Raw genomic sequence first — 22,261 nt, forward strand, 5'->3', positions numbered from 1 at the left:
TCCGCTGACGGGGAGGGGCGGGCGCCGCGTGCGGCGCCCGCCCCTCCCGTCTCGTCACGTCACGTCACCCACATCGGGGGATCGCTAGTTCCGGCCCGGCGAGGTGCTGCGCCGGGTGTCGATTCGCAGGACCTGCGGGTCGTGGTCGCTGACCTGGTCGTGGAACTCGGAGTTGATCCGGGCGACCTCGTAGTCCACCCGTCCGGCCAGGGCGCCGTTGACCAGGATGTGGTCGAGCGCCTGCGAGTTGCCGTCGAAGACGTAGTTGTAGCCCTCACCCTCGTCCAGCAGGTCCACCATGGGGTTGGTGAGCGCGCCGTCGCCGGTGAGGATGTCCAGGGTCGTCGAGAACTGGAAGTCGTTCAGGTCGCCCATCACCACCAGGTTGGCGTCCGGGTCGGCGGCGAGGAGGTCGTCGGCGAACTCGCGGACCAGGGTGGCCTGCTTGTGGCGCTGGGTCTCGGTCACCCGGCTCGGCGGCTGGTTGACGCCGTGCAGGGCCTGGTCGCCGCCCTTGGCGTTGAAGTGGTTGGTGACCACGTAGACGTCCCGGTTGAGCGCGCGGAAGTGGCCGACCAGCGGCTTGCGGCTGGAGTTCCAGGCCTCGTCCCGGGGCGCGATCCGGCCCGGGGAGACGGACAGCTCGACGCCGCGTTCCCCCTCCACGACCTCGACGGGGGTGGTGGCGTCGCCGCCCTCGGCGTCAACGAACTGGACCCGCTCGGGGTTGAAGAGGAAGGCGTTGCGGATGTTCCCGCCGGGGACCCCGCCGTCCTTCTTGTCCTCAGGGCTGATCTCACGCCACTCGTAGGCGGGTCCGCCCGCCGCCGCGATGGCGTCCACGAGGCGGTCCAGCGTGACGTCGGCGGCCACGACGCCGTCGTCGGTCTCGCTGCTGTTGTCCTGGATCTCCTCCAGTCCGACGATGTCCGGTGCGCCCAGGTAGGCCGCGAAGCCCTCGGCGAGGGCGTCGAAGTCGGCCTGGTCGTCCGCGCCGCCGAGGTTCTCGACGTTGTAGGTGGCCACGCTGATCTCGTGCCGCGCGGTGTCGCCGACCGGGACGCGCTCTAGGTCACCGGGGACGTGCTCGCCCAGGGTGGTGGCGCGGACCAGGTAGCCGCCGAACCGGCTGTAGTAGACGGGGCCCTCGGTGACGCCTGCCAGGGTGTCGCCGACGTTCGCCTCCGGGAAGGGGCGCACCTCGCGGTCGAGCAGAGACTCGATCTTCACACGACCGGTGTTGGGGTCGTCGTAGGAGCCGTAGTGCACGCCGCCGTTGCGGGTGCGGTTCTCGTCCGGCCGGGTGGTCACCCACAGGGCGTCGTAGCCGTCCGTGGCCGCGATGACGGGGGCGTCCTCCACGCGGACGGTCATGTGTTCGTGGGCGGCCCAGAAGTCCAGGGCGTACTTGTCGGGCTGGAGTTCGAGCTCGGTGACGTCGCCGCCGTGGTCCGGGGCGTGGTCCTCGGGGATGGCGTCGGCGTCGAGCAGGACCGCCTCGGGGAGGTCGTTGCCCCGGGAGAGGGTGGTCCAGCGGGCCTTCTCCAGCTGGGTGATGGTCTGCGCGCCCGCCTGGGGGCGGTACTCACTGACCTGCCCGGCCGCCAGGACCTCGTCGCCGACCGCCACGTCGGGTGTGGTGGAGCCGGTGAAGACGAACAGCGCCTCGCTGGTGCGCGGGTCGTCGTCGCCCTCGGTGTCCTGGAACCAGAACCCGCGGCCGCTTCCGAAGGCGTTGACCGCGGTGACCACGCCGGGCAGTCCGGTCACCTGGTCGCCCGCGTACGGGGAGGTCCGGGTGGTGCCCTGGATGTCGTGGATGCGCAGCTCACCGGGTTCGACGGGCTCCTCGGGTTCACCGCCGCCGGGGCCCTCGACGGTCTCACCCGCGCCGTTGGTGGGGGTCGGCTCGCCCACGGTGAAGTCGGCGGAGTTGTTCCCGGAGTGGGTGAAGGCTCCGTCCCGGGACACCGAGGTGGTGTTGCCGGTGCCGCGCGCGGGCGACCCCGCGTGGATCACGGCGTCGCCGTAGCCGACGACGTCGATGATCGCCCCGTCATCGGCGCAGGCCGCTGCGGTGCGGCACTCGACGGGGGCGGTGCCCTCCACCAGGAGCACGGCACCGGCGGAGGCCGACATGTTGGTGTTGCCGGTGTCGTCGGGGGCGGGGAGGTCGGTGGTGCCGCCGGTTCCGGCCGCCTGGCGGACCAGGTGGTGCTCGCCGGAGGCGATGCTGCCGCTGAGCGGCGTCACCTGGACCTGGGTGTTCGGGCCGGGGCGCGCGGGCAGGTACTGCACGCTCCACCCGGTCAGGTCGACGTCGGCGGCGGTGGGGTTGCCCAGCTCGACGAAGTCGTGGCGCAGCTGCGCCCCGCTGTTGCCGCCACCGCCGTAGACCTCGCTGATCACGGGGGTGTCGGCCGAGGCGAGGGCGGGCAGCGGGGCGACGAGGCTCGCGCCCAGTGCCGCCGCGGCGAGTGCGGCGGCGGAGGCGAGGGTTCTCCGGCGGGCCGGGAACGTGGTTCTGGAGGGGGTTGGGGACACGCCTGCTCCGGTCTCTGGGGGGAATCGGGGGATCCGTGGGGCCACATCATCGCGGTCACGGATGTCCGCTTGAAGGAGTGCACATGAAATGAAGGCGTCCCGGTGTCCGATTGTTGTGATCACACGACAAGCGGCGGCCCGGACCCCGGTGTGATCCTCCAAGGCCAGGGCCGCCGACGCCCACTGGTCCGGTCCGGCTACAGCCGTGGGTCGACCGGCTCGGTCTCCAGTGCGAGCACCGCGAAGACCGGTTCGTGCACCCGCCACAGCGGCTCACCCGCGGCCTGGCGGGTCAGGGCCTCCAGCCCGAGCTTGTGCTCGCGCATGGCCAGTCCGTTCTTGCGGCCGAGCTTGCGGTCCTTGAGCACCGCGATCCGCTCCGGGTCGGTGTAGTCGGCCCCGTAGATGATCCGCAGGTACTCGGGGCCGCGCACCTTCAGCCCCGGCAGGGCCAGCCCCTTGCGCCCCCTGGCCCGGGCTCCGAGCAGCGGCTTGACCACCATGCCCTCTCCGCCCTGGTCGACCATCTCGCGCCACCAGGCGGCCGCCGCCGAGCAGGAGGCCGGATCGGTGGTGTCCGCCACCCGGTAGCGGGTGGCCTGGACCATCCCGCCAGTTCCGGCGAGCTGCTCGGCCACGCCCATGTGCCAGAGGTGGTCGGCCTCGGTGTACTCCCTGCCCTCGGTGGCCAGGAGCGCGAACGGGGCGAAGCGGAGCCCGTCCGCGCCCTCGGTGTCCCAGGTGTAGCGGCGGTAGACCTCGCTGAACGCCTCGGTCTGTTCGGTGCGCCGGGCGATGGTCGCGGCGAGCCCGCCGACGTCCACGCCCCGGTCCGCGGCCGCCGCCAGCGCGGTGGAGGCTGCGGGCAGTGAGGCCCGGGCGGCCGCCCCCACTGAGGCGTACTGCTCCCGGATGAGGGCGTGCGCCTTGGCGGACCAGGGCAGCATCTCGCCGTCCAGGGCCAGCCAGTCGGTGCCGAGCCGGTCCCAGAGCCCGGCGTCGGTCACCGACCGCCGCAGTCGGTCGACCACCTCCGCCTGCACCTCGGGGTCGCGGAAGAAGGGGCGACCGGTGCGCGTGTACACGGTGCCCGGTTCGCCCGGGACGAAGCGGCGCGCGGCGGCGGCCTCGTCACGGCACAGGACGGCCACCGCCCGCGATCCCATGTGCTTCTCCTGGCAGACCACCTCGCCCACCCCGGAACCCCGGTAGGCGGCGAAGGCCTCGTCGGGGTGTTCCAGCAGGCCGGGGTCGGCGGCGGTCGGCGCCGGGGCCATCGTCGGCGGGAGGTACAGCAGCCACCGGGGGTCCACGGAGAACCGGCTCATCACCTCCAGGGCGGACACGGCGCTCTCGGAATCGGCGCGCACGGTCCCGTAGCCGGTCTCGACCATGAGTCCGGCGTGGTGGTCGGCCGCCCCGACGTCGTTGATGTCGATGACCTGACCGGTGCCGCGCTCCTCGGGCCGGGGCGGGGCCTCCACCAGGGGGCGGACCGGTTCGTACCAGGTGCGCTCGGCGTCCACGTCCACGATCTCCCGTTCGGGGTAGCGCAGCGCGGTGAGCCTGCCGCCGAACACGCAGCCGGTGTCCAGGCAGATCGTGCGGTTGATCCACTCGGCCCGGTGCGTGGGGACGTGCCCGTAGACCACCGTGGCCCGCCCCCGGTAGTCGCGGGCCCAGGGCAGGCGGACGGGGAGGCCGAACTCGTCGGTCTCACCGGTGGTCTCGCCGTACAGCGCGAAGGAGCGCACCCGCCCCGAGGCGCGGTTGTGGTACTCCTCCTTGAGACCGGCGTGCGCCACCACGAGGTCGCCGCCGTCCAGCACCAGGTGGCTGACCAGGCCGTCGCAGAACTCCAGGACCTCCTTGCGGAACTCCTCGCTCTCGCGGCCCAGCTGCTCGACGGTCTCGGCCAGGCCGTGGGTGAGCCCGCCCTTGCCGGTGCTCAGGTACCGGACCAGCTTGTTCTCGTGGTTCCCGGGCACGCAGAGGGCGTCGCCGTCGGCGACCATGCCCATGACCAGGCGCAGGACCCCGGGGCTGTCGGGGCCCCGGTCCACGAGGTCGCCGACGAACACCGCCGTGCGGCCCTCGGGGTGCCGGGCGCCGACCGGTCGGCGGAGGTCGTCGCGGCGGAGTTCGTAGCCGAGTTCCTCCAGCAGGCTCTCCAGTTCGGAACGGCAGCCGTGGACGTCCCCGACGATGTCGAAGGGGCCGGTGAGTTCGGTCCGCTCCGGCCAGGGGCGCTCCAGCTCGACGCGGACGGAGTCGATCTCCTCCTGCCCCTTGAGGACGTACGTCCTCCGGATGCCCTCGCGGGACATCCGCTTGAGTCCCTCCTTGAGGTCGCGGCGCTGACGGCGGATCACGTGGTCGCCGAAGTCGCGGTCGGGGCGGAGGCGGTTGCGTTCGCGGGCCACCGCCTCGGGCACGTCGAGGACGATCGCCGTGGTGAGGACGTCGTTGTCCTTCGCGATACGGACGAGCTGGTCGCGCGCCTTGCGCTGGACGTTGGTGGCGTCCACCACGGTCAGCAGCCCGCGCCGCAGCCGGATGTCCACGACGGTGCCGAGGAGGGCGAAGGCGTCGGCGGTGGCGCTCTGGTCGTTCTCGTCGTCGCTGACCATGCCCCGGCAGAAGTCGGAGCCGATCACCTGGGTCGGCTGGAAGTGCCGGGCGGCGAAGGTGGACTTGCCCGATCCGGAGACCCCGACCAGAAGGACGAGCCCCATCCGGGGCACGCCGAGCACTCGGGGCTCGCGGGCGGCCTCGTCGTTCGACTCGTTCACTTGGTGAAGACTCCCATCTGGGTCGGTGCGCCGGTCTCGGGGTGTTCGGGGCCGACCGGCAGGTGGCGGACGGTGTAGCCGTGTTCGTCGGCGACCCGGTCGGCCCAGGCGGCGAACTCCGCGCGGGTCCACTCGAAGCGGTGGTCGGCGTGCCGGAACTCCCCCTCGGCCAGCCCCTCGTAGTGGCGGTTGTACTCGACGTTCGGTGTGGTCACCACGACGACCCTGGGGGCGGCGTCGCCGAAGACGACCTGCTCCATGGCGGGGAGCCGGGAGGGGTCGAGGTGCTCGACGACCTCCATGAGCACCGCCGCGTCGTGGCCCTGGAAGCGGCGGTCCCGGTAGACCACGGAGCCCAGCAGGAGTTCCGGGCGGGGACGGCGCGACGAACCCTCGCTGCGGGTGGCGGGCTCGGCGAAGAGGGGCCGGTGGCGCCCGCCGCCGTCCGGGTGGCAGCCCTCGCAGAGCCTGCGGTGAGCGGTCTCCAGACTGCCCAGGTGTACGTCCACCCCGGTGACACGCTCCAGGGAGCGGTCGCGGACCAGCCGCTCCAGCAGCCTGCCGCCGCCGCAGCCGAGGTCGATGACGCTGGTGGCCCGTTCGGCTCCCAGCACCGCCGTGATCGCGCCCGCGCGCTGGTCGGCCAGCGAGGGCTCGCGTTCCTCGACGGCGGGGTCGCTCGGCACCACGGCGGCGGTTCCGGCGGCCTCACCACCGTTCCCGTCGCCGTTCCCGTCGTCGGGCCGCGAGGCGCCGTCCTCGGCCTCGGTCAGGCGTGCCAGGGCGGTGCGTACGTACTTCTCGCGGCGGACGAGGTAGCGGCGGGTGATCCAGGCGCGTTCGGGGTGCCCGGCCAGCCAGCCCGCGCCGTCCTCGTCGACCACACCGTCGACGGGTGCGCCGCCCGCGCGCAGGAGCTTGTCGATCTCGGTGGAGTCCACCCAGTAGTGCTTGTGGCCGCCCTCCATCGCGGGCAGCAGCACGTACAGGTGGCTGAGCGCCTCGGACAGCCGCAGCGTGCCGGTCAGGGTGAGCGACAGGTAGTGCGAGTCGCCCCAGCCGGGCAGGTCGGGGTCGAGCGGGACCGGGGCGGCCTCCACCGTCCAGCCGAGGGGTTCGAAGAGAGTGCGCGCCCTCTCGGGGCCGGGGTGGCAGGGCACCGCTGGCAGGTGCAGGACCAGGGGGATGGGGGTGCGGGCCAGTTGCGGGCGGCGATCACTCGCCCCCCGGATCGCGGAACGCAGCACCTTGCCGAGCGCCACCGTGAACAGCGAGGAGGAGGCGTAGGGGCGGTCGTTGACGTACTGGGCGAGGGCGAAGTCCGGGGAGCTCACCGACGTTCGCGAGCGCAGCAGCGCCTGCGGATCCGCTTCCAGCAGCAGCGCCGCCGTGCAGCGTTCGTCGGTGGCCTCGGGGTAGAAGACGTGCGCCGTCCCGAAGGACTGCTCGAAGCTCTGCGCCTTGTCGGGGTGCTTGTGCAGCAGGTGTCCGAGGTCCGTCGCCGGCTGGGCGGTGGTGGTGATCGTCAGTAGCACCCGAGCATTGTTTCCGACCGGGTCACCGCCGACCAGTGTTTTTTCGGTGCGTTCCCGAGCGGGCCGGGCGCCGGTCAGGCGCGGGCGGGGCCGCGCCGTCCGTGGGAGCGGGTCAGGCGTGGGCGGGGCCGAGCCGTCCGTGGGAGCGGGTCAGGCGTGGGCGGGGTCGCGCCGTCCGTGGGAGCGGGTGACCAGCAGCGCCGAGAGGGCGATCGCGACGCTGAGGGCGATCGCGGTCATGAGGTACCAGGGCACCCACGGGCTGGTGGCGGTGGCGAAGTCCGGGAACCGCTCCCACAGCCAGAGGTCCAGGAAGGTGCCCGCGCTGGAGGAGGCCATGCTCAGAACGATGTAGAGGGGCAGGGAGTACAGGACGACGGCGAGTGGGCGGGGCACGCGCGTCAGCCGCAGCAGGAGCAGGGCCAGGGCCGGAGCGGCGAGCGCGGCCACGATCGCGGCGGCCATCCCTGCGCCGATGTTGGCGCCGACCACCTCGTCGGACTGGACAGAGACGAGGAGGACGTTGAGCAGCCAGCCGAGGGTCTCAGCCAGGAGTGCGGCGCCGACGCCCACGGCGAGGCCGATGAGGGCGGCGCGCGCCGGGGCGATCTTTTCGGGGGTCGTGTTCGTCATAGGGCGAGTCTGCGCCGCGCCCGCCGGAACCACATGAGTACTCCTACTCAGGCCCGCCGGTCCCGCTCGGCCCCCGCACGCCCGGCGCGTGGCGCGGGTCCACTCCCAGCTCGGACATGGCCAGGGCCGCCTCGGCACGCGCGGCCCCGAAGAAGGCCCACGGCACGTCGCAGACGTACCGCCCGACCATGCCCAGGTGCCAGCGGGCCAGGTCCGGCTCCCCCGCCCGGTGGAAGGCCCAGCCGAACAGGTGGTGGGCCTGTACGTCGCGCACGTGCGGGACGGCCGTCGACGCCCACCCCTGGGCCAGCTCGAACAGCTCGCGGACGGCGTCGCCGTGCAGGCGTCCCATCGCCATGGAGGTGATGTAGGCGCTGTTGCCCTCCCGCACGAGCCGCCGCTGTTCGCCGCGCAGGAACTCGGCGTGGGCCAGGGCGAGCACGGACGGCAGCGGGCTGCCCTCGGGCGCGGTGTCGGCCACCGCCCCTGCGGCGGCGAACATCTCCTCCGCCGAACCCCCTCGGGCGGGTGCCAGGGAACGTACCCGCGTCACGTGCGCCGGATACAGGTGCGGCGCCCTGGACACCACCTCGGACCAGGCCGCCTCCCGTTCCTCGCGCTCTCCCAGCCCCATCGCCACGGTCTGGAGCGCGGACCAGGGGGCGGCGTCGTCGGGGTTGAGCCGCGCCGACTCCGCGAGGGGGACCCGTGCCTCGTGCAGGGCCGCCTCGAAGGCCTTGCGGTCGGCCTGGGCGGTGTCGGTTCCCCCGGAGGGCAGGGCCACGGCGCGGGCGATCAGGGCGTGGCCGAGCCAGAGCATCGCGTCAGCGGGATCGGCGCCCTCCTGGACCAGCTCCGCGATCTCGTCGGGGCGGTCCACGGCGGCCCGTCCCAGCGCCTCGGCCTGGTAGGCACGGACCTCAGGGTCCTCCCTGGTCTCCACGAGCAGGGTCGCACCCACCTCCGCGTCGCCCTCCCGCACCGCCTCACAGGCGGAGCGCAGCAGGGGGTCCGTTCCGTAGGAGGCCGACACCAGCACCGCCTCCAGGTCGGTGCCCTGGAGGCCCCGCCCCGGTTTCCATCCGAATCGCCACATGTCAGCGAGGTTAGGACATGCGGCGTCAACGTCGGCACAGCGCGGGTTCCCGGGTCCGCCAAGCGCACCGGGTGGAACGCGACGGGGCGCGGTGGCAGTCGCCACCGCGCCCCGTCCCGGAACCCGCGCGGGGTCCCGTGTGTGACCGCTAGGCCTTTGTGGACTCGGAGGCCTCCGTGGCCTCCCGGGCCTCAGCGTCGTTCGACGCCTCCTGGGGCTCCTCGGCCCCCACCGTCCGCCCGGCCTTCGGCTGCTCCTCACCGAGCGGGGCGACCAGGCCCTTCGCCTTGTCACGGCGGTGGTTGATCACCTGGAGGGCGATGAGCACGACGCCCGCGACCGTACCGGCGATGATGAACCAGTCCTCGGACACCTGCACGGACAGCAGCGACTCGGTCCAGCCGCTCCACTCGGGGGCGATCAGGACCAGCGCGGCGGAGAGCCCCAGCGCGATGCGCTCGCCGAGCAGGGTGCGGCGCAGGAAGAAGCCCTCGATCGCCATGGCACCGGCGGCCAGGGCCACCGATCCTGTGGCGATCGCGAGCACCAGGTCGATGACGGGACCGTCCACCTCCATCAACGCCGAGTAGGCCATCAGGAGGGGGATCAGGTACAGACCCTTGGCGAACTTCCAGGAGGAAACGCCCGAGCGCATCGGACTGGAGTTGGCGATACCCGCCGCCGCAAAGGCCGCGAAGGCCACCGGCGGGGTGACGTTGGAGTCCTGGCTGAGCCAGTACACGATCATGTGCGCGACGATGAGCGCCAGACCCAGCTGCTCCAGCGCCGGACCGGCCAGGATCACCAGTACCACGTAGGAGGCGGTCACCGGCAGGCCGATGCCCAGGATCAGGGAGGCCAGGGCCACCATCACCAGGGTCATGAACAGGTTGCCCGCGAAGGCGTTGACCAGGACGTCCGAGAAGACCAGGCCCAGGCCGGTGAGCCCGACCATGCCGACGATGATGCCCGCCACGGCGCACGCCACGGAGACCGGCAGGGTGCTGCGGGCCGCCATCACGAACACCTCGAGGAAGTCCTTGAGGCTGAGGCGGCTGCTGGCGCGGAGCATGGCCACCACGAGCAGGGCGCCGCAGGCGGCCAGACCGGCCTGCGTCGGCGGCACGTAGTTGAGCAGCAGGACGATCAACAGGATCAGCGGCGCCATGAAGTGCCAGCCCGCGCGCATCACGATCGCGAAGGTGGGGATCTCGTCCCCCTTCATCGGCCGGATGTTGTTCTTGCGGGCGAGGATGTCCACGAACAGGAACATGAGAGCGAAGTACATGATCGCGGGGATGATCGCGACCTTGACGATGTCGGCGTAGGGGATGCCCAGCCGCTCCGCCATGAGGAACGCGCCCGCGCCCATGATGGGCGGCAGGACCTGGCCGCCGGTGGAGGCCGCGGCCTCGACCCCGGCCGCGTCGTGCTTCTTGTAGCCGACCTTCTTCATCAGCGGGATGGTGAAGGGGCCCGTGGTGACCACGTTGGCGATGGCGCTGCCGGAGACCGAACCCATCAGGGCGCTGCCGAGCACCGCGCCCTTGGCCGGACCGCCGACCATGCGGCCGGTGAGGACGTAGGCCAGGCCGACGAAGAAGTTGCCGCCGCCGGTCTTGGACAGCAGCGCGCCGAACAGGATGAAGACGAACACGAAGGTGACGACCACCCCGAGTGTGAGCCCGTAGATGCCGTCGTTGCCCAGGTAGGCGTGGGTGGAGATGCGCTGGATCGTCACGCCCGAGTGGCCGAAGTCGCCGGGGATCAGCGGACCGATCCAGGCGTAGTAGATGAACGCGGCCACCAGCAGCACCATGATGAGGCCGACCGAACGCCGGGTGGCCTCCAGCAGGACCACGATGGCGACCACGCCCATGATCCAGTCCAGGTCCGTGTAGGCGCCCGCGCGTCGGGCCAGCTCCGCCTGGTAGACGATCGGGTAGAAGCTGACCACCACGGTCGCGACGACCATGACGAGGTCGAGCACCGCCCCCGCCACGAGGGCGAACGGGTTCCCCTCCACCGTGGACTTCTTGAACGGCGGCATGATGACGAACACCATCAGCATGACCAGCATGAGGTGCATGAGCCGCTGCTGACGCGCGTCCAGGCCGGAGCGCAGGGCGATCCAGAGCTGGAAGGCGGTCAGCGCGATGCCCAGGAGGAGGATGATCCCGCCCATGGCCAGCCCGAACCGGCCCTCGCCCCAGCGCTCGGCGGCGATCCTGCGCCAGAACGGCGGGGCGTCGTCGTTGAGCCCGTCGACGTCCGGCAGGGCGTCGGCGGAGGTGCCGGTGGTGCGGCCTCCCTTGCCGAAGTCCGCCTCGGCGGACTCGTCGGCGGTGGCGGTGGCGGTGTCGTCGCGGCCGTCCCGCTCCGTTTCCTCCGGAGTCGGGGGCGCTTCACCCCGCGCCTGCGGTTTCTCAGCCATGTTCTTCCTCGGGTTCAACAGATGGACCGCGCGGTGCGTGAGAACACGGTGACCACGCGGCGGAGGGTGCTTCAGGCGGGGGGAGGACCTGACTTCGGGGGACTGCTACTCGTCGCAGACCGGCTGCGGTGAGCGGCCGACCAGCAGGACGAGGGTGGAGATCCGGGCGGGTTCGACGGCCACCCTGCGGGAGGTGAGGCACGGGGAGAGCCGTACCTCGGCGTCGGGCGTGCGCAGCCGGTGGTCCACGGAGGCCGTGCCCACGCGGATCGCGAGCTCCGGGCCGACGTGGCGGTTCATGTCCTCGATGACCCACCACTCACCGTCGGCCCGGCCGGTGCCCTGTCCCGGGATCTGGCCCATGCCCGCGCCGAACTGGCGCAGGCGGGTGGAGTCGGCGACCAGTTCGCCGTCACGGACCTCGATGTTCTCCTCGATCGGCAGGTGGTCGATCGAGTGCACGTAGGAGACGGTGAACTGTTCACCCTCGGCCAGCGGCAGGTGTCCGAGGCGGTCGCCGTCCACGCTCAGCCGCAGCGCGGGCCACACGGGCACCAGCGCGCCGACGACCAGGGCCGCGCCCAGTCCGGCGCCGACCCACAGGGCGGCTCGGCGGAGCGCGGAGATCCGCGGACGCCGGGCTTCGGCGTCCGCGGACGGTCCCACCGCGGTCGGTTCCATCGGTGCGTGCGACCTACTCTTCGTCGGTGTCCTCGGCGGCGCTGTCGCCCGCCTCGGAACCCTCGGGCCGCAGTTCGGCCGGGATGTCGACGCCCTGCTCCTCGTAGAAGCGGATGGCGCCCGGGTGGACCGGCACGGGGCTGTTCTCGATGGTCTCCGGGACCAGGTACTCCTCGCCCGGGGCGTAGACGCCGATCACCTGGTCGATGTGCTCGAACATCGCCTTGGTGATCTCGTACGCCTGGTCCTCGTTGAAGGTGCCGGGCACGACCAGGGCGTTCCAGACGGCGATGGTCGACACGTCGTCCTCGATGCCCGGGTAGGTGCCGCCGGGGACGACGTGCTCGGTGTAGCCGCCGTAGCCGCTGACGATCATGTCCCGCTCGTCGTCGCACATCTCGATGAGCGCGATGTCCTCGGTGGTGCCGAGCTCGGTGATGCCCGAGTGGCCCTCGCCGACGACCCAGGATCCGGCGTCGAGCTGGTTGTTGGTCAGGGCGTTGGCGGTCTCCGCGTAGCCCAGCTGCTGGATCTCGACCTCGCTCGGGCCGATCTCCAGCGAGTCGAAGACCTGGTTGGTGGTGGCCTCGTTGCCGCTGCCGATGTCACCCACCGAGTAGCGGGTGCCGATGATGTCGGAGAAGCACTCGAAGCCCTCGCGCTCGGCGATGCTCTGGAGCGTCACGGCGTGGAAGACGTTCGGGTACAGGACCGCGAGCGAGTAGGTCTCGACGGGGTCGCCCTCGAAGTCGCCGGTGCCGGTGAAGCCCTGGTCGGCGGCGTCGCCCTGGACGATGGCCAGGTGGCTCTCGCCGGAGCCGAGGAGGCGGATGTTCTCCACGGAGGCACCGGTGGCCTCGACGGAGGCGGACTGGCCTTCGAGGTTGTCGCCGATGATGCCGCGCAGGGCGCCGCCGATCGGGTAGTACACACCCGTCGTGCCGCCGGTGACGATGCTGAGGTTGTTCTGGACTTCGCCGCCACCGAGCTCGATGTCCTCGGCGGCCTGCTCGGCGGGCTGCGAGCAGGCGGCCAGCATGAGCACGCTGGCGGGGATGGCGACCAAAGACAGTGTGGAGCGTCGCATGGTTGTGGGGGTCCTCTCGGGATGCTTGGTGAGTCAGGGGGCGCGGGAGTGCCGGGGGATACCCGCTGGCCGGGCCCGAACCGTGCGTCCGGTTCCGGCACGCGGGCCTCGGGACGCAGTCGTGGCCCCCGCCCCGCCACCGGGAGAAACGTAACCGTCATCACGTCGAAATCCGAAAACCCCGGGAAGGGATTTGAGCCTCTTCTGAGGTTTCGCACTCGTTGGTATCGTTCGACCATGACGTCGTCCGTCCCCCAGCGTCTGTGGAGCGTCACCCGGTTCCTGGCCGTCTGTACCGTCGTGGTCACCACGCTCACCTGGGCCTCTCCCCTGCACTCGGCTCCCCTTCGGCTGTCCGTCGGTACCGGCGGCGCGGGCGGGGTCTACCACGTGTACGGCAGCGGGCTGGCGCAGGTCACCGAGGCCCGGCAGGACACCTGGATCACCGCGCTGACCACGGCGGCGAGCGTGGAGAACAACCTGCGGGTGGCCGACGGAACGTTGGATGTGGCCTTCACCCTCTCCGACGTGGCCGCTCTGGCCGTGGAAGGGAAGAAGCCGTTCGAGCGGCCCCTGCCGATCTCCGCCATCGCCCGCCTGTACGACAACCACACGCACGTGGTGGTTCGCGCGGATTCTCCCGTGGAGGAGATCGCGGATCTGGCCGGGGGGTCGGTCTCGGTCGGTTCGGCCGGTTCGGGGACCGAGATGATGGCCGACCGGCTGCTGGAGCTGTCCGGGCTGAGGGTGTCGCCCATCGGGGAGGTGCCCAGTCCCGACGGCGAGGTGGAACGTCTCCAGCTGTCCATCGGTGATTCGGCCCGGGCACTGGAGGAGGGACGCGTCGACGCGTTCGTCTGGTCCGGGGGGATACCGACCGAGGCGGTCGGCGAACTGGCCGAGCGCCTGCCCATCCGTCTTCTGGATCTGGCCAGCCACGTGCCCGCGCTGACCGAGCAGTACGGGGAGTACTTCACGGAGCTGCCGGTCCCGGCCGGGACCTACGCGAACGTTCCGGCGGTGAGGACGATCGGGGTGCCGAGCCTGCTGGTGGTGAACTCCGCGATGCCCGAGTACCAGGCCGAGGAGTTCACCCGGTTGCTCTTCGAGTTCCAGGCGGACCTGGTCGAGATCCACCCGGTCGCGCTGCACCTGCACCCGCGTTCGGCGATCTCGACCCTGCCGGTCCCCCTGCATCCGGGGGCCGTCGACTACTACCGGTCGGTGAAGTACGCCAACGACCGGCCGCCACCCGAGGCCGTGAAGGCCTCCCCGGGGGTGGAGCCGTCCGACGCGCTGGCCCCGGTCCTGGGCCCCTGACGACCGACCGGTGCTCGCGGCGGTCGGCCACCGCGAGCTGCCCGGGTCGGTGCGGACCCCTGGGCCTGACGCGCCCTCACGGCCCGGTCGGCAACGCGGTCCGGCCGGGTCACTTACTGATGATGTTCCACGTGCCGTCGCCACCTGCGGCGGCGTCGATGAGCGCGTTCCACGCGGCGTCGTCGAGCTTGAGGGCGTCGTGGAGGTAGGCGCAGACCGCGTCGGCGACGAGGGCGACGCGGGCGGGGTCCTCGTCGGTGGTCTCGGCGACCGTCTCACCGGCGAGGCCGCCCAGAGTGTGCTCGCCCTCGGCGATGTCGAGCAGGCTCTTCGGGGCGGGGCTGAGGTGGTAGGCGTCGGTGAACCACTCGGGCCCCCGGGTGGACAGCTGGGAATCGTCCCTGCCGCCCGCGATGACCAGGGCCGGAGCGGTCATGGTGGAGTAGTCCGGCCTCATGAACGGAAGATGTTCGAGGGCGAACGGGGTGAGGGAGTCGCCCGTTCCGGTCGCGGCGATGAGCGCACCGGCCGAGACCCCGGCGTGGGAGAAGTCCTCCCCGGGAGTCCCGTCTGCGTCGAGCACGCGCGCGCCGAGGATCGCGCCGGCGCTCTGGGCGCCCCAGGAGTGGCCGACGACGGCGACGCGGTCCCGGTCGGCACGTTTCTCCAGATCGCCCGCTTGGAGAAGGATGTCGCCGAGGCCGTCGAGAACGGCGTGGAGGTCGGCGATCCGAACGCGCCAGACGGTGGCGAAACGCGGGTCGTCCCACGTGAGTCCGTTCCGGCGGGAGTCCGGGTGGGTGGGCTGCACGACGATGAATCCGGCGGCCGCCCACCGGTCGGCGAGGGGCTGGTATCCGTCCATGGACCATGCGTTGCCGTGGGAGAACACGATGACAGGAAGGTTCCGGCCTGACAGTGGGGCAGTGACCTTCACCTGGAGGTCGGTGCCGCGGCCGGGCACGGGAACGACGATGGGCTTGACCGCGACGATCCGCTGGTCGAGGTGGTGAGAAGGCATGGGGAACCTGTGCTTTCTTCATGGGGGCGCCCTGCCATACTTTGACGGAGCACCGTTCCGCCAATTTAGCGGAACACTGTTCCGCGAGCAAGGGAGGGCCCACGTGCCGGAACCTGTCGGACTACGCCAAGCACAGGCACTGCGCACGCGCGGCGCCGTGCTGGACGCGGCGGCGGCGGCCTTCGTGGACCAGGGCGTCCAGGCCCCCATCCGCGACATCGCCGAACGCGCCGGCGTCGGCGTCGGCACGATCTACCGGAACTTCCCGACTCGGGCGGACCTGGTCACCGCCGTCTACCGGCACCAGATCGACACCTGCGCCGCACTCGCACCCCAGCTCCTGGAGGAATCGGCCTCTCCGTTCACCGCCCTGACCCGCTGGGTGGTCGCGTTCGTGGACTTCCTGGTGACCAAGCACGGCCTCGGCGCCGCTCTGGGATCCGGTGACCCCGGGATGGAGAACCTCCACGCCCTCATGCTCGACACCCTGCTCCCGGCCTGCGCGACGCTGCTCGACGCCTGCGTCGCCGACGACGAGCTCAGCCCCGGCATCGCCGCCTACACGCTCATGCGCGCCATCGGAAACCTCTGCATCACCGGCCCCGACTACGACCAGGCCGACGCCAAGCGCATGGTCACGATCCTCCTCGCCGGGTGCCGTCGCGCGGTGTGACGAGCGGGCCCGGCCGCCCGCCGGGCGCGACATCGATCTGAGAAGTACGGCCGGAGAGCGGTTGGTCCCCCACGCGGCCGCGCGGCGCTCGCGGTGATCGGCCGGGGCGAGGCGCGGCGGCGTCCGCCGTGGGAGCGGGGCCTCACGCGGACCGCGGCTGTTCGTCGCTCAGGCTCCCCTTGCGACACACTGCTCAGGGAGCATCCGGGACCCGTCCGGTCGCGGTCTCGGGCTCATCCCCACCGTGCTCGGCCAGGCGGAGCCTCAGCCGGGCGTCGATCCCGTTCGGCTCGCGGGAGGTCAGGGTGAGGCTCGCCCCCTGGAGCTCCAGGAGCGTGACCACGATGGACAGCCCCAGTCCGGATCCGCCTCCACCGCCGTCCCGCCAGAACGCCCTGGTCGCCTGGGCGAGCTGGTCGTCCGGGAGCCCCGGGCCGTCGTCCACCACGTGCACGTCCAGGTGACCGTCCTCCCCCTCCCCCACCGGTTCGCCCACGTGCACGGTGATCCGCACCCCGGCCCCGCCGAACTTCAGCGCGTTGTCGATGAGCGCGTCCAGGGCCTGGTCCAGGGTCCCCTCCACACACCGCACCATGGCCGACTCCGCGCCGGAGCACTCCAGCACCGCTCCCGCGCGCTCGGCGATGGGCCCCCACGCGGCCATCCTCAGCTCCGCGACCTCCCTGGCGTCCTCCCACACCATGGAGTGCTCGGCGTCCTCGGCCTGCGCCAGGGTGAGGAGGCTGTCGCAGATCCGGGTGAGCCGGTCGACCTCGTCCAGGGCCAGCCCGTGCTCCCGCAGGCCCTCGTCCCCCAGGTGCCGGGCCAGACCGCCCACGCGCAGACGCAGCGCGGCCAGCGGATTGCGTACCTGGTGCCCCGCGTAGGCCACGAAGGTGCGCTGGCTCTCCAGCATGGAGGTGATGGTGTCCGCCATCTGGTTGAAGGACTCCCCCAGCCTGCGCAGTTCCTCGGGCCCCGCCGCCGTGCGGACCCGAGTGTCCAGGCTGCCGCCGCTCACCGCGCGGGTGGCCTCGTCGAGGTCGTCGATGGGCCGCAGGATCCACCGGGTGAGCGGACCGGCGACGGCGATACCCGCCACCATCAGGGCGGTCACCACCAGCCAGGCCACGAACCACTGTCCGAGGGTGGCGCGGCGCAGCGCGGACGTCGGCGACGCGGTGACGGCCGCCCCGACCACCTCGCCCGAACTGCCGATGGGCTCGGCGACGATGAGCGGCCCCTCCTGCCACGGCCAGACCACGCTGTCGGTGGCCCTGCGGTTGCCCGCCAGCGCTCCACGGACCGGCCCCGGCAGCGGCTCCTCACTGTCGGGCCAGCCCTCGGGGTCCAGGTCCGCGAGGCTGAGCCCGGGGCGCGAGGAGGCCACGACCTCCCCGTCGCGGTCCACCACCACGGCCGTGATCCCGTACACCTGCTCGTAGACCGTGAGTTCGCTGACCAGGCCGGACAGGGCCCCCTCGGACCCGGACAGCACCCCGGGTTCGGCCAGACCGGCGAAGCGGGCGGTGTCGTTGATCCGGTCGAGAACCATATCGGAGGTGCCCCGCGCGGCGATGTTCCCGCACAGGGGGAAGGCCAGCGCCAGACAGGCGACCACGAGCAGGGAGACGTAGACCGTCACCACGCGGCGGTGCATCAACGTCCCTCTTTCGCGCGTGGGACCTCCGTGACGCGAGGCTCCGACCCGCGCCAGAGCGGACCCCTCACCGGGAGGCCGGAGCCGGCGCGGCCCCGGCGGTCGTGTACTCCGAGGTCTCCAGCTGGTAGCCGACCCCGCGCACGGTCCGGATGAGCCCGGGAGAGCCCAGCTTCGAACGCAGCGTCCCGATGTGCACCTCCAGGGTGCGCAGGGTGCCCGGCCAGGCGGTCTGCCAGACCCGGAGCAGGAGGTGTTCGCGGGAGACGACGCCGCCCGCCTCCCTGAGCAGGACGACGAGCAGGTCGAACTCCTTGCGGGTCAGCTCCACGGGGCGGCCCGAGCACACCACGGAGCGGGTGGACAGGTCCACCCGCAGCGGCCCGGTCTCCAGGACGGTGCCGACCCGCCCGCCGGTGCGGCGCAGGACCGCCTCCATCCGGGCGCACAGCTCCTCGATGGCCAGCGGCTTGACCACGTAGTCGTCCGCGCCGGAGCGCAGTCCGAGGATCCGCTCGCGCTGCTGGCGCCGGGCGGTGACCATGATGATCGCGGTGTCCCCGAAGTCCTGGCGCTCGCGGATGCGCTGGCACAGCTCCACGCCGTCCATGTCGGGCAGCCCGAGGTCGAGCAGGACGATGTCGGCGGGGGGCGCTGTGAGCGCGCCCCCCGCGGTCCTCACCTGGTCGACCTCGTAGCCGTACGTCTCAAGCGCGCCGGCGAGGGCGTCGGCGAGGCGCACGTCGTCCTCTACAAGCAGCACCTTGATCATGGGCGGGGGTCCTTCGGCGAGTGAACGCTACGGGGGTAACTCCACGCACCCTAACCCCACGATGTGTCACAAACCACAACGGCCGGATCAGTGATCAGCAACAATACGAACCCGGACGAGGGTTCCCGCGCCCCGGAACCGCCCTCAGGAACGGCCTCCCGGCCCGCCCACGCGCAGGTCCGGAACGATCTCCGGGGCGCCGTGCTGGACCGCGTCGGCCTCCTGGTCGGTGTCCTGCTCCTGGGCGGCCCGCTCGGCCTCGATGCCCTTGCGGTAGTACTCCACCTCGCGTTCGACCTGTTCCTTGGTCCACCCGAGGGGCTCGGCCATGAGTTCTGCGGCCGCCTCGGCGGCCGCGATCCCCCGGTCCCAGGTCTCGAAGGTGATGCGGGTGCGCCGGGACAGGACATCCTCAAGGTGGCGGGCGCCCTCGGCCTCCACGGCGTAGACGACCTCCGCCCGCAGGTAGTCCTCCCCGCCCTTGAGCGGTTCGCGCAGGTCGGGCCGCTCGCGGATCAGGTCGAGGACGTCGTGCACGCCGGAGCCGTGCCGCCGCAGCAGGTGCGAGATCCGGGAGACGTGCAGCCCCGAGTCACGGGCCAGCCGGTGCCGCTGGTTGTACAGCGCCGCGTACCCGTCCGCCCCGACCAGCGGCAGCTTGTCCGTGACCGAGGCCGGGACGGCGCCGCCCAGCCCGTGCGCGACCGCGTCCACCGCGTCCTTGGCCATGACCCGGTAGGTGGTGTACTTGCCGCCCGCGATGAGGACGAGCCCCGGCACCGGGTGCGCCACCGTGTGCTCACGGGACAGCTTCGAGGTCTCCTCGGACTCCCCCGTCAGCAGCGGACGCAGCCCGGCGTAGACACCCTCGACGTCGTCCCTGCCCAGGGGCGTGCGCAGCACCTGGTTGACGTGGTCCAGGACGTAGTCGATGTCGGCCCTTGACGCGGCCGGGTTCTCCTTGTCCAGGTCCCAGGGGGTGTCGGTGGTGCCGATGATCCAGTGGCGACCCCACGGGATCACGAAGAGCACGCTCTTCTCCGTCTGGAGGATCATCCCCGACGAGGCCTGGATGCGGTCCCGGGGCACCACCAGGTGCACGCCCTTGGACGCGCTCACGTGGATCTGCCCGCGACCGCCCACCATCTCCTGGATGTCGTCGGTCCACACCCCGGCGGCGTTCACCACCTGGCGGGCGCGGATCTGCTTCCGCTCGCCGGTCTCCAGATCGGCGGCGGTGGCGCCGACCACGTGCTCGCCCTCGCGCAGGAACTCGACCGCCTGGACCCGGGACGCGATCTTCGCCCCGAGCCCGGCGGCGGTGCGCAGGACGGTGGTGACGAGGCGGGCGTCGTCCACCTGGCAGTCCCAGTACTGGACCGCCCCGGCCAGGGCGCTGCGCTTGAGCGCCGGGAAGACCCGCAGCGCACCGGACCTGGTCAGGTGCCGGTGCGAGGGCAGCCCGCGGTTGTTGCGGGAGGTCAGCGCCAGGGTGTCGTAGAGAGTGACGCCCGCGCCGATGTAGAAGCGTTCCCAGTGGTGCTCGAACGGGAAGAGGAACGGCACCGGGCGGACCAGGTGCGGCGCGATGGTGGTCAGCAGCAGACCGCGCTCGTGCAGGGCCTCGCGCACCAGCTCGAAGTCGAACTGCTCCAGGTAGCGGAGCCCGCCGTGGATCAGCTTGCTGGATCTGCTGGAGGTCCCGGAGGCGAAGTCCCGCGCCTCGATCAGACCCGTGGAGAGCCCGCGCGAGACAGCGTCCAACGCGATGCCCGCGCCCACGATCCCGCCGCCCACCACGAGGACGTCGAGCTCCTCGTCGGCCATCGACGCGAGCGCCTCAGTGCGCCCCTTCGGCCCCAACCAGGTGGTCGCCATGGATGGTCCTCCCTTTCGATCGGTGTTCCACCAAGGCGCATACCCGCAGTGGTGGGGCCTCTAGCCACCCGGAGGCCGTCAGGGCTGTGCGTTGCCACACCCCATACCGCCGGTTTACCTCCGTGCCGCGGCCAGGACAAGCAACCCGGCGGCGATCGCGGCGAAGAGCGCGGGTAGGGGGTCCCCGCGCTCACACCGAGCAGCACCACGGCGGGCAGCACTGCCGGGAGGAGTCGGCGGAGACCCGCCAGCCCCCTGGCCGGCGAGGCCGCCCCGCCCGGGGCCTCAGGCCGCGTCGGCGTAGGCGTGCGCGTAGGCCAGGACGTCGCTGACGTAGGCCGAGGAGCGGTTGTACTCCAGGATCGCCGACTCCCAGTCGTTCGCGGAGGTGAGGTCGCGGCCGTTGCCGCACAGGTAGCGGGCTGCGGTCAGGGCCGCGTCGTCGATGTTGTGCGGGTCGGGGGTGCCGCCCTCCAGTGACTCGCCCCACCGGGCCCAGGTGCTGGGGATGAACTGCATCGGACCGATCGCCCGGTCCCACTCGGTGTCGCCGTCCAGTTCGCCGTTGTCGGTGTCCGGGATGGCCTGCGTGTTGTTGGTGCCGTCCAGCGGGATGCCGATGACGTCCACCGTGGTGTTGCCGTCCGGGCCGAGCTCGCCGCCCGCGTAGGTGCCGTGGCGGGACTCGACGTACCCGATGCCCGCGAGTGTGGGCCAGGAGAGCTGACACGAGGACTGGTCGGCGTCGAGGACCAGCTGGGCGCTGGCGTAGCCCTCCAGGGCGCGCCGGGGCACGCCGGTGTTCTCCGAGACCTCGTCGAGCCACTCGTCGCTGGGGCGCTGCGGTCCCGCCGGACTGGACCGCTCGTCCGCCCCGGCGTCCGCCCCGGCCGGGGCGTCACCCTCCCGGGCGGTCACCCCGCTCTGCGCGGGCGGCCCGGTGAGCTGGTCGTGCGGAGGGGTCTCGATGGTGCCGACCTCCGGGGTGGCCTCGGCGATCGGAGCCTCCCAGTCGTTGAGGGCGCTGGAGACCCGCCCGACCAGGACCACGACGCCCGCCGTCACCAGCAGGCACACGACCAGCGCGAGGCTGACCGCGATCGCCGGTCCCCGCCGGCGGCGCCGACGGTGCCCGGGGCGGACCGCCTCAGCCGCGCGGGACCCCTCGTTGGCGCGGGGCTCCTCGGAGGAACCGGGCGCCCCGGGGGCACCGGACACGCTGTCACCCATGCAGTCCTCCAAGAGAAAGTCACCATCAGATCACGAGACCGGAAAACAGGCACCATAGTGACACACCGCGGCCATCCTGACGCATCCCCGTTGGGACGGCGTGAGGGGCGCCCCGGTTCTCCGGGACGCCCCTCACCACACTCACGTCGGGTTCAAGCACGTGGGAGACTCCCCGACGGCCGCTCCCTAACGGTGCGGGTTCACCACGACCTCGACCCGCTGGAACTCCTTGAGGTCGGTGTAGCCCGAGGTGGCCATGGTCCGGCGCAGCGCGCCCATGAGGTTCATGGAGCCGTCGCTGGTGGAGGCCGGGCCGTGCAGGATCGACTTGAGGTCGCCGATGGTGCCCACCCCGACCCGCTCGCCGCGCGGCAGCTCGCTGTGGTGCGCCTCACTGCCCCAGTGGTACCCGCCGCCGGGCGCCTCGGTGGCGCGGGCCAGCGGGGAACCCACCATGACGGCGTCGGCGCCGCAGGCCAGGGCCTTGGCGATGTCACCGCTGCCGGTCATGCCGCCGTCGGCGATGACGTGCACGTAGCGGCCGCCGGACTCGTCGAGGTAGTCGCGCCGCGCCGCGGCGACGTCGCCGATCGCGCTGGCCATGGGGACCGACACGCCCAGCACGGAGCGGGTGGTGTGACCGGAACCGCCGCCGAAGCCCACCAGTACGCCCGCGGCGCCGGTGCGCATCAGGTGCAGGGCGGCGGTGTAGGTAGCGCAGCCGCCCACGACCACGGGCACGTCCAGCTCGTAGATGAACTGCTTGAGGTTGAGCGGTTCGGCCCGGCCCGACACGTGCTCGGCGGAGACCGTGGTGCCGCGGATGACGAACAGGTCGACCCCGGCGTCGATGACGGCCTTGTGGTACTGGGCGGTGTGCTGGGGCGAGAGGCGGGGGGGGGGGG

The 22,261-nt window shown here is 72.0% G+C and carries 16 protein-coding genes; 2 read left to right on the forward strand and 14 right to left on the reverse strand.

What is annotated here, in order from left to right:
• Positions 1-84: 84 nt before the first annotated feature.
• The 8 genes from D452_RS0100730 to D452_RS0100765 all read right to left on the reverse strand — a co-directional run bounded on the left by D452_RS0100730 (position 85) and on the right by D452_RS0100765 (position 12,802).
• Entirely contained in the window at positions 85-2,544 is a 2,460-nt protein-coding gene (locus D452_RS0100730; RefSeq protein WP_017542269.1) for an endonuclease/exonuclease/phosphatase family protein, read from the reverse strand.
• 197 nt (positions 2,545-2,741) lie between these two features.
• Positions 2,742-5,279 (reverse strand): polynucleotide kinase-phosphatase, encoded by a 2,538-nt coding sequence (locus D452_RS0100735; protein ID WP_394297079.1) that lies wholly within the window; start codon positions 5,277-5,279, stop codon positions 2,742-2,744.
• A gap of 53 nt (positions 5,280-5,332) precedes the next feature.
• A complete protein-coding gene (locus tag D452_RS0100740; protein WP_017542271.1) occupies positions 5,333-6,871 on the reverse strand; it encodes a 3' terminal RNA ribose 2'-O-methyltransferase Hen1 in 1,539 nt (512 codons plus the stop codon).
• A gap of 150 nt (positions 6,872-7,021) precedes the next feature.
• The gene (locus tag D452_RS0100745) at positions 7,022-7,504 is read right to left on the reverse strand and encodes a hypothetical protein (protein ID WP_017542272.1); all 483 of its coding nucleotides are present in this window, start codon (positions 7,502-7,504) and stop codon (positions 7,022-7,024) included.
• Between the two features lie 43 nt (positions 7,505-7,547).
• Positions 7,548-8,600: a hypothetical protein gene (locus D452_RS0100750; protein WP_017542273.1), complete on the reverse strand. Its 1,053-nt coding sequence runs from the start codon at positions 8,598-8,600 to the stop codon at positions 7,548-7,550.
• Positions 8,601-8,748: 148 nt separating this feature from the next.
• The gene (locus D452_RS0100755) at positions 8,749-11,034 is read right to left on the reverse strand and encodes a TRAP transporter permease (RefSeq protein WP_017542274.1); all 2,286 of its coding nucleotides are present in this window, start codon (positions 11,032-11,034) and stop codon (positions 8,749-8,751) included.
• A gap of 105 nt (positions 11,035-11,139) precedes the next feature.
• Positions 11,140-11,715, reverse strand: a complete 576-nt coding sequence (locus D452_RS0100760; RefSeq protein ID WP_017542275.1) for a DUF1850 domain-containing protein — start codon at positions 11,713-11,715, stop codon at positions 11,140-11,142.
• A gap of 13 nt (positions 11,716-11,728) precedes the next feature.
• Positions 11,729-12,802, reverse strand: coding sequence for a TAXI family TRAP transporter solute-binding subunit (locus D452_RS0100765; RefSeq protein WP_026128854.1), 1,074 nt, complete (start codon positions 12,800-12,802; stop codon positions 11,729-11,731).
• 237 nt (positions 12,803-13,039) lie between these two features.
• Between D452_RS0100765 and D452_RS0100770 the strand changes: the two genes are divergently transcribed.
• Positions 13,040-14,122, forward strand: a complete 1,083-nt coding sequence (locus tag D452_RS0100770) for a TAXI family TRAP transporter solute-binding subunit (RefSeq protein WP_017542277.1) — start codon at positions 13,040-13,042, stop codon at positions 14,120-14,122.
• Between the two features lie 109 nt (positions 14,123-14,231).
• Here the strand turns inward: D452_RS0100770 and D452_RS0100775 are convergent, their stop codons facing one another.
• Positions 14,232-15,143, reverse strand: a complete 912-nt coding sequence (locus tag D452_RS0100775) for an alpha/beta hydrolase family protein (protein ID WP_017542278.1) — start codon at positions 15,141-15,143, stop codon at positions 14,232-14,234.
• Positions 15,144-15,246: 103 nt separating this feature from the next.
• Here D452_RS0100775 and D452_RS0100780 point away from each other — a divergent pair, with 103 nt between their 5' ends.
• On the forward strand, positions 15,247-15,816 hold the full coding sequence (locus D452_RS0100780) for a TetR/AcrR family transcriptional regulator (protein WP_017542279.1): 570 nt from the start codon (positions 15,247-15,249) through the stop codon (positions 15,814-15,816).
• 193 nt (positions 15,817-16,009) lie between these two features.
• On the opposite strand, the gene D452_RS0100785 is transcribed toward D452_RS0100780, so the two are convergent.
• The 5 genes from D452_RS0100785 to D452_RS0100805 form a co-directional block, all read right to left on the reverse strand.
• Positions 16,010-17,476 (reverse strand): sensor histidine kinase, encoded by a 1,467-nt coding sequence (locus D452_RS0100785; protein ID WP_017542280.1) that lies wholly within the window; start codon positions 17,474-17,476, stop codon positions 16,010-16,012.
• Between the two features lie 67 nt (positions 17,477-17,543).
• The gene (locus D452_RS0100790; protein WP_017542281.1) at positions 17,544-18,248 is read right to left on the reverse strand and encodes a response regulator transcription factor; all 705 of its coding nucleotides are present in this window, start codon (positions 18,246-18,248) and stop codon (positions 17,544-17,546) included.
• Positions 18,249-18,392: 144 nt separating this feature from the next.
• Positions 18,393-20,126 carry a glycerol-3-phosphate dehydrogenase/oxidase gene (locus D452_RS0100795; protein ID WP_017542282.1) on the reverse strand — a complete coding sequence of 578 codons (1,734 nt, stop codon included), beginning with the start codon at positions 20,124-20,126 and terminating at the stop codon, positions 18,393-18,395.
• A 285-nt stretch (positions 20,127-20,411) separates the two neighbouring features.
• Positions 20,412-21,356: a lytic transglycosylase domain-containing protein gene (locus tag D452_RS0100800; RefSeq protein ID WP_017542283.1), complete on the reverse strand. Its 945-nt coding sequence runs from the start codon at positions 21,354-21,356 to the stop codon at positions 20,412-20,414.
• Between the two features lie 186 nt (positions 21,357-21,542).
• A partial coding sequence (locus D452_RS0100805; RefSeq protein ID WP_017542284.1) for a GuaB3 family IMP dehydrogenase-related protein occupies positions 21,543-22,261 on the reverse strand: 719 nt, incomplete at its 5' end.

The sequence above is a fragment of the Nocardiopsis prasina DSM 43845 genome (assembly GCF_000341265.1).
Taxonomy (GTDB): Bacteria; Actinomycetota; Actinomycetes; order Streptosporangiales; family Streptosporangiaceae; genus Nocardiopsis; species Nocardiopsis prasina.